This is a genomic window from Paraburkholderia sp. GAS42, assembly GCF_050436565.1.
GTDB lineage: Bacteria > Pseudomonadota > Gammaproteobacteria > Burkholderiales > Burkholderiaceae > Paraburkholderia.
On the sequence record NZ_JBNDML010000003.1, the window covers coordinates 59,692 to 71,596 of the forward strand.

Sequence of the window (11,905 nt, forward strand, 5' to 3'; positions counted from 1 at the left end):
GCGCGCAGAAGCAGCACGTCCGCACAGCACAGTATGTGCTTCGTTCTGAAACACTGTGTCACCCGATTGCTGCGCGCTGCAACACCCCGCCTTGCCAACGCATTACACCTGGATTGTTCCGTGCCCGCGTGGCACGGATATTGTGTCGTGCAGAGGCGCTGGGCCCAGAGCGGCGTGACGCGCGGATCTACGCGCCATACACGCCCCGGATCTCACCTGCATGGATGACCTCCCGTGACCAAGCTATTTGTGTACGAGTACCTGACCGGCGGCGGCATCGATCCGGACCTGGCCGGCGAGGGGAGTCTCGCTGACCTGAGCGCGCTGATCGTCGAAGGCCGCGCAATGCGCGATGCGCTTGTCGCCGATCTGCGCGAACTCGAAGGCGTGCACGTGACGTTCGCGAGTTCGCGCTTCGAGCACATCGATGCGTCAGTCGCGCATTGCCGCGCGGCGCCTGGCGAAACCATGAGCCACTTTGTTGCGCGTGTGGCCCGCGAGCACGATTACGCGTGGGTGATCGCGCCGGAATGCGATGGCTTGCTGCGTCAGTTGCACGATGCCGTGGGCGCGGCGCGCTGGCTTGGCTGCACGGAGCAGGCGATCGACATCGCGTCGAGCAAGCGCGCGACGGCGGCCTGTCTCGCGGCGCATGGCATCGCTGTGACACCCGCGTTCGCCCCTGAACACGAACACGCTGCGCCATCGGAAGGAAGCGGCTGGGTCGTCAAGCCGGATGACGGCGCGGGTGGCCTCGATACGTTTCTCTTCGACCGCTTCGACGACGCCTGCGCCGAATATCACGCACGCGTCGCATCCGGGCGCAACCCGGTGCTTCAGGCGTGGGTCGAGGGCGAACCGCTCAGCCTCTCGCTGATCTGCGGCGAGGACCGTGCCGAACTCATCAGCATCAACCGGCAGCAGATCGGCATACCCGATATGCCTTCACCCGGTCACGCTGAACGCGTGATCGAGTTCAGCGGCGTACAGGTCGACCAGATCGATCGTCGAGGCGAGCAGGGTCGTGCACTCGATGCGCTGGCGCAACGTGTTGTCGCCGCGTTGCCGGGCTTGCGTGGCTTCGTGGGGATCGACCTCGTGTGGCATCCGCAGCGCGGTCCTGTCGTGATTGAGGTTAATCCGCGTCTGACGGCGGCCTATGCGGGGCTGTCGGCGCGGCTCGGGCGCAATCTCGCGGGCTGGCTGCTGGAATCGCATGGCGTGACGGTGAGGTCTGCCGGCGTTGACGCGGCGTCCGTTTCGGCGCGCCATGCCGGGATGGGCGAGCGCAGGGTCGCGTCATGAACGGCGTGCACATCCCTTCGCCCGTTCACGCGCCGACCTTTGGCTGGGATGTAGGCGGCGCGCACGTGAAGGTGTCGATGATCGACACATCGGGTGCGTTGTGCGATGTCGCGCAATGGGCGTGTCCGCTGTGGCAGGGGCTCGATCACCTGGAGCGCGCGATCGATCACGTTTTCACACGCTGGCCCGACGCGGGCGCTGCTGCTGCGCAGCACGCATTGACGATGACGGGCGAAATGGTCGATCTGTTCGCCGATCGCGCAACCGGCGTACGTGCATTGACCCGCGCGCTCGCGGCACGTCTCGGCCCGCAGACGCGCTTTTTTGCAGGCGCCGAGGGCTGGCTGGACGCCGCCGCCTGCGCGGGCCAGTGGCGCGCGGTGGCCTCGGCGAACTGGCTGGCGACGGCGCAATGGCTCGCGACGCGCGTGCCCGACGCAGTACTCATCGATATCGGCAGCACGACCACGGACATCATTCCTGTCGTCGGCGGCCGGGTGGCGGCGCAAGGCGCAAACGATGCCGCGCGGCTCGTCAGCGGTGAACTGGTCTATCAGGGCGTGGTGCGCACGCCGCTATGCGGCGTCGCGCACCAGATCCTGTTTCGCGACCAGACGACAAACGTCATGAACGAATGGTTTGCTACCACCGCCGACGTCTACCGGTTGACGGGTGAACTGTGGCCCGCGCACGACCAGCACCCGAGCGCGGATAACGGCCCGAAGACCGAAGCGGCCAGCCGCGTGCGGATCGCGAGGATGATCGGCCGTGACGCCGCCGACGCCACCGAAACCGAATGGCGGCGCTTCGCGCAGCGCTGGCGTCACGAGCAGCTCTCGACCATCGCGACGAACCTCGCGCGCGTGCGGGTTGCGCACCCGGCCCTGGCGGCAGCGCCACTCGTCGGCGCGGGATGCGGACGTTTTCTCGCGACGGCGCTCGCGCAGCAGGACGGGCGCGGATATATCGATTTCGCCGTGCTGGCCGGCGTGCCGCCTGCGAACGCTGAACTGGCCGAATGGGTCGCGACGTGCGCGCCGAGCGTCGCGGTAGCACTGCTGGCGCACTCGGGGGCGCGCGTGGAGGCCGCCCAGACTGCGTGAAACGGGATTGCGGGACACAACACGGAGCGCGTCGGCCCGAAGCAGAAAAGGAGCCGTCGATGGCGTCAACCTGGAGCGAGGGTATCGGTCATGTGGGTGGTGAAAATCGGCGGAAGCCTCAGTCACGACCCGCTGCTGCGCGAATGGTTGACGCAGCTCTGGGAGCTCGGCGGCGGGCGCGTGGTGATCGTGCCGGGCGGCGGCGATTTCGCCGACCAGGTCCGCCAGTATCAGAGCGAGTGGCACTTCGACGACCTCGCGGCTCACAACATGTGCCTTCTGGCGATGACACAATACGCGATCCTGATGCAGGGCGTTTTGCCCGAACTGGTCCTGGCCGCCAACGAGGAGCGCATCCGCCGCGCGCTGCGTGACGGGCAGGTCGCCGTGTGGGTGCCGACCGGCCTGATGCGCGACACGCCCGACGCGACGACCAACTGGGACACCACATCGGACAGCCTCGCCGCGTGGCTTTCGACGACGCTCAACGCCGAGCGCCTGATCGTCGTGAAATCGTGTGAGGTGGAGGCGGGCACGCCTTTGGCCTCGCTGAGCCTGGATGGCGTGCTCGACGCGCGCTTCGTGAACTACGTCAGCGACGCAAACTATGTCGTCGAGCTGTTGAACCGGCGCGATGTGGCGCTGATGCGCGACCGGTTACTGCACGTACCGGCCGCGTAGGCAGAGCAATGTTCAGCGGTCTGCGGGGCTTGACGCGCGTTGTCACATCACATGCGTTTCGCGCGGCGCATGATGCAGCGCCTCGGCCCACCGCGCGACGTAGCCGGGATCGAGCCGGGCCGAGCGTCCTTCGGCACACAAGGCCGTGCGAAAACCCGCGATATCCGGCTTGAGCGCGTGAATCTGCGCGAGCTGCGCCCAGCCGAGCGAACCTGCGACGCCCGTCATTGCGCCGCGCGCGGCGATCACGGAAAGGCAGCGCGCCAGCGTCGCCATGTCGACGCGGTCGAATAGCGTGCGGCCGTCCTTGCTCGCCGTATCGAACACGATGCCCGCGAAGCCCAGCCCGGCCGCATAGTCGGAGAGCGCCGCATCGACGCCTTCATCGCAGAGCAGCACTGGCACCACCGTCGCGGGCAGGCTCGCAAGATGCGCAAGGCACGCGCGCGCCGACGATCCCGCCGTGACGCCTACCTTCACATAATCGACGCCGGTGTCGCTCACGCCAATCACGCGTGCGGCGATGTCGTCGAGCGCGTCGTTCGGCACGTCGCCGATCGCCGCGCTGATCGGCTTCACCGGATAGTGCGCGCGCAGTGCCCGCACGATGCGCGCAATTTCGTCGACCGGTACGCCACCGAGCGCGCCATCGCGCGGTTCTTTCAGATCGATGAGTTCGGCGCCGGCCTGCGCGGCGTCGAATGCTTCGTCATAGGAGCGGACGCTCGCGAGCAGTGCGGTCATGGAAGTCTCCAGAAAAGGGCGGCTTTGCTGCAACGCGTCAGGCGGCGCGTGACGTATTCGATGACGGGTTCGGCGACGGGTCCGACGAGGCTTTCGATGATGCAGCCGGCGACGTGCCCGCCTGTGCGCGATAACGCGCGATTGCGTCCATCAGCCAGCCCCACGCGACGCGTTCAGCGTCGCCCGCGGTTTTGTCGATGGCGATCTTCAGATAGGCGACTTCGTTGTCCACTTTCGCGGCAGGCAGCATGAAAAGCCGGCTGACGAGAATCGCGCCTTCAACGACTGCTGCCTGGGCGCGATTGAAGCCGGGAAACGGCGCGTGCATTTCCTGGTGCACGCAACGCATGTGCAACGCAGGGCGCTCGCCATCGTCGCGCACTTCGTCGAGTTCGAGTTCCGTGTGCGCAAGCGCGCCGTCGAGTCGCACGCTTGCCACGCGCGTAGCGGGCGATGTGGGCCAGTCAAACGCATAGCCTGTGACGCAGCCGGCGAAGACGCGCACGTCGTTCGTGAAATTGATGACAGCGGCGCGGGTGGCGAGGATGTTGTCGAGCGTGGTGGAAGGTCTGAACGGCGCGAGGATTGCGCGTCCATTTTCAAAACGCACACCCATCGGCGCAATGTGAGGCCGGCCGTCGCGCGCCACAGTCGTAACGATCGTTTCGTAAATCATGGCGAGGAACGCTGAACGTTGCGGCGTACTACGAGCCGGCGGGGTTGCCAGCGCTCTGCTGGCTGGAGCATTGCCGCACGGCAGCCGCGCGAAGGCGGCGCGTGCGGGATTAACGGGTTGCGATATACATCGTGATTTCGAAACCAAAACGCATATCGGTGTAACTCGGTGTCGTCCACTGCATAGTCATCCTCCAAGGTTGGTTGGGGCTTTCGCCGCCGACACATCGAGCCGCGCCGGAACGGATCAGCACCGGAAATCACGCAAGCGCCGTGCCAGAAGCAGCACAGTGAAGCGGACACTGGAACCTCGCTGCGAACGCCACGGGTTGCACGGATTACTGTCGCAGAAACGCAGCAAAGTGTTTCACCATCATACGAGTTTCTGGCAGTTGTGCACGCACTGATCTCAACGTGAGCCAAAGAATCGCTTAGGGATGGCAAAGAAATTCGTGAATTCCCTTCGACGAGGGGCGCGCCTACATTGCGGACATGGACGCAGGCTGACAGCCGCCGCCCCTTCTGCTTCGCCTGGCGCGTATCCAACCACCGAGGACATTTCATGAACGACTTCAGCAAGGCCGCCATCGAGCCCGCATCGCACGAACGCAATAGAGCGGATCCGCGTTCCCGCTATGCGGCCGGTGTCATGAAGTATCGCGAGATGGGCTACTGGCAACCGGATTACACACCGAAAGATACCGACGTTATCGCGCTCTTTCGCATTACGCCGCAACCGGGTGTCGAACCGGAAGAAGCCGCGGCCGCTGTGGCCGGCGAATCGTCGACGGCGACATGGACAGTCGTCTGGACCGACCGGCTTACTGCGTGCGACATGTATCGCGCGAAAGCGTATCGGGTCGAACCGGTGCCTGCGTCGAGCGCAGCGGAGCCGCAGTTCTTCGCTTATATCGCTTACGAACTCGATCTGTTCGAGGAAGGCTCGGTCGCGAATCTCACTGCATCGATCATCGGCAATGTGTTCGGCTTCAAGCCGCTGAAAGCGTTGAGGCTCGAAGACATGCGCATTCCGGTGGCCTATCTGAAGACGTTTCAGGGACCGCCGACGGGCATCGTCGTCGAGCGCGAGCGGCTCGACAAGTACGGGCGTCCGCTGCTTGGCGCGACCGTCAAGCCGAAGCTTGGGCTGTCGGGCAAAAACTACGGGCGCGTCGTTTACGAAGGGCTTAAAGGCGGGCTCGATTTTCTGAAAGATGACGAGAACATCAACTCGCAGGCCTTCATGCACTGGCGCGACCGGTTTCTGTTCTCGATGGAAGCGGTGAACCGCGCGCAGGCCGAAACCGGCGAAGTGAAGGGCCATTACCTGAACGTGACGGCCGGCACGATGGAAGACATGTACGAACGCGCTGAATTCGCGAAGCAGCTGGGCTCGTGCATCGTGATGATCGACCTGGTGATCGGCTGGACGGCGATCCAGTCGATGTCGAAATGGGCACGCAGGAACGACATGATCCTGCATCTGCATCGCGCGGGGCATGGCACGTACACGCGCCAACGCAATCATGGCATCTCGTTTCGCGTGATCGCGAAGTGGCTGCGCATGGCGGGCGTGGATCATGCTCACGCGGGTACGGCGGTCGGCAAGCTCGAAGGCGATCCGCTTTCCGTGCAGGGCTATTACAACGTGTGCCGTGCGTCGCATAACGAGGTCGATCTGTCGCGCGGGATTTTCTTCGACCAGCCCTGGGCCGGTTTGCGCAAGGTGATGCCGGTGGCGTCGGGCGGCATTCACGCGGGACAGATGCACCAGTTGATCGATCTGTTTGGCGACGACGCGATTCTTCAGTTCGGCGGCGGCACGATCGGGCATCCAGCGGGCATTCAGGCGGGCGCGGTGGCGAATCGCGTGGCGCTCGAAGCGATCGTGAAAGCGCGCAATGAAGGGCGCGACATCGTCAACGAAGGGCCGGAACTGCTCGAAGCCGCCGCGCGCTGGTGCACGCCGCTCAAGCAGGCGCTCGATACGTGGCGCGACGTGACGTTCAACTATGCGTCGACCGATACACCCGATTTCGCTGCTACGCCGACTGCGGCTTAAGCATCACTCATCGCTGGTTCGAACGAAGAGGTCCACCATGCGCATCACTCAAGGCACATTCTCATTTCTGCCGGAATTGACCGACGAGGAAATCGGCCTGCAGATCGACTACGCATTACGCGAGGGTTGGGCATGCTCCGTCGAATACACCGACGACCCGCATCCGCGCAACACGTACTGGGAAATGTGGGGCTTGCCGATGTTCGATCTTCACGACGCCGCGGGCGTGTTGCAGGAGGTGAACGCGTGCCGCAAATCGTATCCGCAGCACTACATCAAGATCAACGCGTTCGATTCGGTGCGCGGCTTCGAGACGATGCGCATGTCGTTCATCGTCAACCGGCCGGCGGTTGAGCCGGGCTTCCGTCTCGATCGACAGGAAGCGCAGGGGCGGGTGCAGCGCTACAGCATGAGGAGCTACGCGTCGGATCGTCCTTCGGGCGAGCGCTACGTGGATTCGCAGTGAATTTCGACGCGTGCATGCAACAGGGAGATCACCGATGACCGTCGAAGCTGAACTCGATCTGCCGGCTGCGGTGGCCAATGAGGTGGGCAATGAGGCGCCCAATGAGCTGCCTCGCACCAGCCCGCCAGCAACGCATGCCACGGTCGACCTTGTTGGTCTCTTTCGCGATTCGGGCATCGGCGACGTGCTCGCCGAACTCGATCGGGATCTGGTCGGGCTTGTGCCGGTGAAAACCCGCATTCGCGAGATTGCCGCGCATCTGCTGGTCGAACGTGCGCGCGAAACGCTTGGCATCGCAAGCGGTGCGCCGACACTGCATATGTGTTTCTCCGGCAATCCGGGCACCGGCAAGACAACTGTTGCGCTGCGCATGGCCGAAGTGTTGCATCGTCTCGGCTATATTCGCCGCAATCATCTGGTTTCGGTAACGCGCGACGATCTCGTCGGCCAGTACATTGGCCATACCGCGCCTAAAACGCGTGACGTGCTCAAGCGCGCAATGGGCGGCGTGCTGTTCATCGACGAAGCGTACTACCTGTATCGCCCCGAAAACGAGCGCGACTACGGTCAGGAAGCTATCGAGATCCTGCTGCAGACGATGGAAAACCAGCGTGGCGACCTCGTGGTGATTCTCGCGGGCTATGAATCGCGAATGGAGACCTTCTTTCAGAGCAATCCCGGTTTCCGGTCGCGGATTGCGCATCACATTACGTTTCCCGACTACGACGCCGCGGAACTGCTCGACATCGCCGAACGCATGCTGGCGACGATGCATTACCGCCTCGACGGCGCGTCACGCCTTGCCTTCAGCGAATACCTGGATCGCCGCATTCATCAGCCGAACTTCGCAAACGCGCGCTCGGTGCGCAATGCGCTGGACCGATCGCGACTGCGTCAGGCGAACCGTCTCTTTGCGGATGCGCTCAAAGGGGGCGCGCCCGCGGATGCCGTTGCGCTAACGCTGCTAACCGCCGCGGATATCCGCGCAAGCCGCGTATTTAACGGAGCAGTGCACGCACCGCCCGAGCCGACCTGATTCGTTTCCCGAGGAGATTGCCATGCAGGACGGACGCACCACGCTTTCGAAGTTCCTCATCGACACGCTCGACCGCAAGCCATCTCTTGTATCGGCGGCGGGCCTGTCGGCGTTGTTGATCGATGTTGCGGCATCGATCAAGACGATCTCCGCAGCACTCACCAAAGGCGCGCTAGGCGGAAACTACGGCTCGGCGGAAACCGTCAACACGCATGGCGAGGAACAGAAGAAGCTCGACCTCACCACTAACGACATCTTCCTGCAGCACTGCGAGTGGGACGGTTTGCTCGCGGGCATGGTGTCGGAGGAAATGGAAGAGGTCTACGCGATTCCAGAAGCGTATCCGCGCGGCGAGTATCTGCTCGCGTTCGATCCACTCGATGGTTCATCGAATATCGACATCAACGGTGTGGTGGGGTCGATTTTTTCCGTGCTGCGGGTTAAAGACGGACGACGCGACGCCTTGATAACCGGGAGCGAATTCCTGCGCCCCGGCTATGAACAGGTCGCAGCGGGCTATGCGATCTACGGACCCTCGACGATGCTGGTGCTTTCCGTTGGCAACGGCACGCATGGCTTCACGCTGGAACGTGACGTCGGCAACTTCGTCCTGACGCATTCCGATATCCGCATTCCCGAAGATACCTGCGAGTTCGCGATCAACGCATCGAACGAACGTTTCTGGGAGCCACCCGTGCGTCGTTATGTACAGGAGTGCAAGGACGGCCGCAGCGGTTGCCGCACGCGCGATTTCAACATGCGCTGGATTGCATCGATGGTCGCGGAGGTGCATCGCATTCTGATGCGTGGCGGTGTTTTCATGTATCCGCGCGATTTCAAAACGCCCGCGATGGAAGGGCGGCTGCGTTTGCTGTATGAAGCCAGCCCGATGAGTTTTCTCGTCGAGCAGGCGGGCGGGCAGGCCATCACCGGACGCGAGCGGATTCTCGATGTCGTCCCGCAGAAACTGCATCAGCGCGTGCCGGTGATTCTCGGCTCGAAGAACGAAGTGGCGCGCATTGGCCGCTATCACAGCGAATACGATCGCGGCGAAGACAAGCCATTCACGTCGCCGCTCTTCAACGAACGCTCGCTGTTTCTGCCGGAAACGCCTGCATAACGCGTTCTTCAACGGGCTTGAGCATCATACGGGCAGATAGCAGACTCAGGGAGACGCGCATGTCAGTCAGACACCCGATCATTGCCGTGACCGGTTCGAGCGGCGCAGGCACGACCACGGTCATGAAGAGCTTCACGCATATTTTCCGGAGGGAGCGCATCAATGCACAGATCGTTGAGGGCGATGCGTTTCATCGCTATGACCGCAAAGGCATGCGCGAAGCGCTCAAGCAAAGCGAGCGCGACGGTGAGCTCAATTTCAGTCACTTCGGTCCAGCGGCTAACCTGCTCGAAGAACTCGAACAGCTGTTCGCGAGTTACGGCGAGGCGGGTAACGGCAAGTTCCGCCGCTACGTTCACGACGACGCGGAAGCGGCGGCATGCAATCAGGACGCGGGTACCTTCACGCCGTGGATGGATGTTCCCGAGAAAACGGACCTGATGTTCTACGAAGGCCTGCACGGCGCGGCGGTTACGGAGAAAGTCGACGTCGCGCGGCATGCGGACCTGCTGGTCGGCGTTGTGCCGATCATCAACCTCGAATGGATCCAGAAGCTGCATCGCGACCAGACGATGCGCGGCTATTCGCACGAAGCGGTCGTCGACACGATCCTGCGGCGCATGCCGGATTACGTGAACTACATCTGTCCGCAGTTTTCGCGCACACACGTGAATTTTCAGCGCGTGCCGACCGTCGATACGTCGAATCCCTTTACTGCACGTGAGATTCCGAACGCCGACGAAAGCTTTGTCGTGATCCGTTTCGCGCGGCCTAAAGGCATCGACTTTCCGTATCTGCTAACGATGCTGCACGACTCGTTTATGTCACGCCCGAATGTGATCGTCGTGCCCGGCGGCAAGATGGGGCTTGCGATGCAGCTTATTTTCACGCCGATGATCCTGCAGCTGATCGATCGCCGCGCGCGCGCCTGACGAACCCGTTTCCGATCGACCTCAAGGAGTCTGTGATGGCTTTCATCGCCTTGCGTCAACTGCTGGATCACGCCGCGGAGCACAGCTACGGCGTGCCCGCATTCAACGTCAACAACATGGAGCAGATTCAGGCGATCATGCAGGCCGCCGATGCGACCCGCAGCCCGGTGATCCTGCAGGCGTCGGCAGGCGCGCGCAAATACGCGGGAGAGCCGTACCTGCGCCATCTCGTGCTGGCCGCGATCGAAGCGCATCCGGATCTGCCCGTCGTGCTGCATCAGGATCATGGGGCGAGTCCGTCGGTATGCCAGCAGGCGATCCGTTCTGGATTTACCTCGGTGATGATGGACGGCTCGCTGTTGCCGGACCAGAAAACGCCGGCCGCGTATGAGTACAACGTCGAGGTGAGCCGCCGCGTGGTGGAGGCGGCGCATGCGGTCGGCGTGTCGGTCGAAGGCGAGCTCGGCTGTCTCGGTTCGCTTGAAACCGGTGAGGCTGGCGAAGAAGATGGCGTAGGCGCGCAAGGCAAACTCACGCGCGAGGACCTGCTGACCGATCCGGAACAGGCGCACGCGTTTGTGGAAGCAACCGGTGTTGACGCTCTCGCCATTGCGATTGGCACGTCGCACGGCGCGTACAAGTTCAGTCGTCAGCCGACCGGCGATATTCTCGCGATCGACCGCATCGTCGAGATTCACAAGCGGCTGCCGGACACGCATCTGGTGATGCATGGGTCGTCGTCGGTGCCGCAGGAATGGCTCGCGACGATCCGCGAATACGGCGGCGACATTCCCGCGACATGGGGCGTGCCCGTCGAAGAGATCCAGCGTGGCATCGCAAACGGTGTCCGAAAGGTGAATATCGACACGGATATCCGTCTCGCGATGACGGGTGCAATGCGCCGGGCGCTGGCATCGGCACGCACGGAATTCGATCCACGGCACGCGTTGAAAGCGGCGACCGTGGCGGCACGTGAGCTCTGCATTGAACGCTTTCAGGCGTTCGGTTGTGCGGGGCAGGCGGATCGCATCAAGCCGCTGACACTCGATGCAATGGCGCGGCGGTATCACTGAGCGCGCCAGCCAGCAGACGCTTTCATGTTTTTCACGAGGAGGGTGCGCCAGATGCGTGATGAACTTGCCGGCGTGAACGAATTCGCGGCTGGGCGTATGCTGGCGGATCAAGACGGCGGCTATTGAAGTCGCCGGTTTCAGGAGCGCACGATGGCTACCGAATCTCCCGCTGGTGAACTGGGCACACAGGCGCCCGCGTTTTCCCTGCCCGCTACCGACGGACGCACGCTTTCACTCGACGACGTTCGCGGCGAGCGCGGCCTCGTGGTGGTGTTCATGTGCAACCACTGTCCGTATGTGCGGGGTGCGCTGCCGCATCTTGTACGGGACGCACGCGAGCTGGCTGAGATCGGCGTCAACGTGGTCGGAATCAGTTCGAACGACGGGTTGACCTATCCGGAAGATTCGTTTGAGCACATGGTGGAATTCGCAGCGGAATGGAAGCTTCCGTTTCCTTACCTGTACGACGAAACCCAGCAGATTGCGCACGCATACGACGCGGTGTGTACGCCCGAATGCTACGGCTTTGATGCGGACCTGACGCTGCGCTATCGCGGGCGAGTCGACGCGTCGCGGAGCGCGCCCGTCCCTGATGCCCGACGCGATCTGTTCGAGGCGATGCGGCAAATCGCAAAAGTGGGCGTCGTATCGGATCAACAGTATCCGGCGATGGGCTGTTCGATCAAATGGAAAATGGCGCCATGACCT

Annotated in this window: 13 protein-coding genes; 10 read left to right on the top strand and 3 right to left on the bottom strand. The window is 63.0% G+C overall.

Annotation, left to right across the window (positions count from 1 at the left end):
• The first annotated feature begins 234 nt into the window (after positions 1-234).
• The 3 genes from P3T16_RS05280 to P3T16_RS05290 all read left to right on the top strand — a co-directional run bounded on the left by P3T16_RS05280 (position 235) and on the right by P3T16_RS05290 (position 3,089).
• Positions 235-1,305 (top strand): ATP-grasp domain-containing protein, encoded by a 1,071-nt coding sequence (locus P3T16_RS05280; protein ID WP_429341453.1) that lies wholly within the window; start codon positions 235-237, stop codon positions 1,303-1,305.
• Positions 1,302-2,408, top strand: coding sequence for a hydantoinase/oxoprolinase family protein (locus P3T16_RS05285; RefSeq protein ID WP_429341454.1), 1,107 nt, complete (start codon positions 1,302-1,304; stop codon positions 2,406-2,408). Before P3T16_RS05280 ends, P3T16_RS05285 begins: the two co-directional genes overlap by 4 nt.
• Before the next feature lie 90 nt (positions 2,409-2,498).
• On the top strand, positions 2,499-3,089 hold the full coding sequence (locus P3T16_RS05290; protein ID WP_429258735.1) for an aspartate kinase: 591 nt from the start codon (positions 2,499-2,501) through the stop codon (positions 3,087-3,089).
• A 42-nt stretch (positions 3,090-3,131) separates the two neighbouring features.
• Here P3T16_RS05290 and P3T16_RS05295 read toward each other — a convergent pair whose 3' ends face one another.
• The 3 genes from P3T16_RS05295 to pqqA form a co-directional block, all read right to left on the bottom strand.
• Entirely contained in the window at positions 3,132-3,833 is a 702-nt protein-coding gene (locus tag P3T16_RS05295) for a (5-formylfuran-3-yl)methyl phosphate synthase (protein ID WP_429341455.1), read from the bottom strand.
• A gap of 37 nt (positions 3,834-3,870) precedes the next feature.
• On the bottom strand, positions 3,871-4,509 hold the full coding sequence (locus P3T16_RS05300) for a DUF447 domain-containing protein (protein ID WP_429341456.1): 639 nt from the start codon (positions 4,507-4,509) through the stop codon (positions 3,871-3,873).
• A 109-nt stretch (positions 4,510-4,618) separates the two neighbouring features.
• Positions 4,619-4,693 carry a pyrroloquinoline quinone precursor peptide PqqA gene (gene pqqA, locus P3T16_RS05305; RefSeq protein ID WP_013342881.1) on the bottom strand — a complete coding sequence of 25 codons (75 nt, stop codon included), beginning with the start codon at positions 4,691-4,693 and terminating at the stop codon, positions 4,619-4,621.
• 377 nt (positions 4,694-5,070) lie between these two features.
• Here pqqA and P3T16_RS05310 point away from each other — a divergent pair, with 377 nt between their 5' ends.
• The 7 genes from P3T16_RS05310 (at position 5,071) to P3T16_RS05340 (ending at position 11,902) form a co-directional block, all read left to right on the top strand.
• Positions 5,071-6,570 (top strand): form I ribulose bisphosphate carboxylase large subunit, encoded by a 1,500-nt coding sequence (locus tag P3T16_RS05310; protein ID WP_429258738.1) that lies wholly within the window; start codon positions 5,071-5,073, stop codon positions 6,568-6,570.
• 37 nt (positions 6,571-6,607) lie between these two features.
• Positions 6,608-7,036, top strand: a complete 429-nt coding sequence (locus P3T16_RS05315; protein ID WP_429341457.1) for a ribulose bisphosphate carboxylase small subunit — start codon at positions 6,608-6,610, stop codon at positions 7,034-7,036.
• 34 nt (positions 7,037-7,070) lie between these two features.
• A complete protein-coding gene (cbbX, locus tag P3T16_RS05320) occupies positions 7,071-8,072 on the top strand; it encodes a CbbX protein (protein ID WP_429341458.1) in 1,002 nt (333 codons plus the stop codon).
• A gap of 22 nt (positions 8,073-8,094) precedes the next feature.
• Positions 8,095-9,192, top strand: coding sequence for a class 1 fructose-bisphosphatase (locus P3T16_RS05325; protein ID WP_429341459.1), 1,098 nt, complete (start codon positions 8,095-8,097; stop codon positions 9,190-9,192).
• Positions 9,193-9,251: 59 nt separating this feature from the next.
• Complete coding sequence (locus tag P3T16_RS05330) at positions 9,252-10,124, top strand: phosphoribulokinase (protein ID WP_429258742.1); 873 nt, start codon at positions 9,252-9,254, stop codon at positions 10,122-10,124.
• Between the two features lie 35 nt (positions 10,125-10,159).
• Positions 10,160-11,197, top strand: coding sequence for a class II fructose-bisphosphate aldolase (fba, locus tag P3T16_RS05335; protein WP_429341460.1), 1,038 nt, complete (start codon positions 10,160-10,162; stop codon positions 11,195-11,197).
• Between the two features lie 150 nt (positions 11,198-11,347).
• A complete protein-coding gene (locus tag P3T16_RS05340; protein WP_429341461.1) occupies positions 11,348-11,902 on the top strand; it encodes a thioredoxin family protein in 555 nt (184 codons plus the stop codon).
• Positions 11,903-11,905: the final 3 nt, after the last annotated feature.

What these genes read in the sequence shown, in the direction of transcription:
- fba (WP_429341460.1), top strand. Translation starts at nt 10,160, where the DNA reads ATGGCTTTCATCGCCTTGCGTCAACTGCTGGATCACGCCGCGGAGCAC.
- P3T16_RS05315 (WP_429341457.1), top strand. Translation starts at nt 6,608, where the DNA reads ATGCGCATCACTCAAGGCACATTCTCATTTCTGCCGGAATTGACCGAC.
- P3T16_RS05290 (WP_429258735.1), top strand. Translation starts at nt 2,499, where the DNA reads ATGTGGGTGGTGAAAATCGGCGGAAGCCTCAGTCACGACCCGCTGCTG.
- P3T16_RS05330 (WP_429258742.1), top strand. Translation starts at nt 9,252, where the DNA reads ATGTCAGTCAGACACCCGATCATTGCCGTGACCGGTTCGAGCGGCGCA.
- P3T16_RS05300 (WP_429341456.1), bottom strand. Translation starts at nt 4,509, where the DNA reads ATGATTTACGAAACGATCGTTACGACTGTGGCGCGCGACGGCCGGCCT.
- P3T16_RS05285 (WP_429341454.1), top strand. Translation starts at nt 1,302, where the DNA reads ATGAACGGCGTGCACATCCCTTCGCCCGTTCACGCGCCGACCTTTGGC.
- P3T16_RS05295 (WP_429341455.1), bottom strand. Translation starts at nt 3,833, where the DNA reads ATGACCGCACTGCTCGCGAGCGTCCGCTCCTATGACGAAGCATTCGAC.
- cbbX (WP_429341458.1), top strand. Translation starts at nt 7,071, where the DNA reads ATGACCGTCGAAGCTGAACTCGATCTGCCGGCTGCGGTGGCCAATGAG.
- P3T16_RS05340 (WP_429341461.1), top strand. Translation starts at nt 11,348, where the DNA reads ATGGCTACCGAATCTCCCGCTGGTGAACTGGGCACACAGGCGCCCGCG.
- P3T16_RS05310 (WP_429258738.1), top strand. Translation starts at nt 5,071, where the DNA reads ATGAACGACTTCAGCAAGGCCGCCATCGAGCCCGCATCGCACGAACGC.
- P3T16_RS05325 (WP_429341459.1), top strand. Translation starts at nt 8,095, where the DNA reads ATGCAGGACGGACGCACCACGCTTTCGAAGTTCCTCATCGACACGCTC.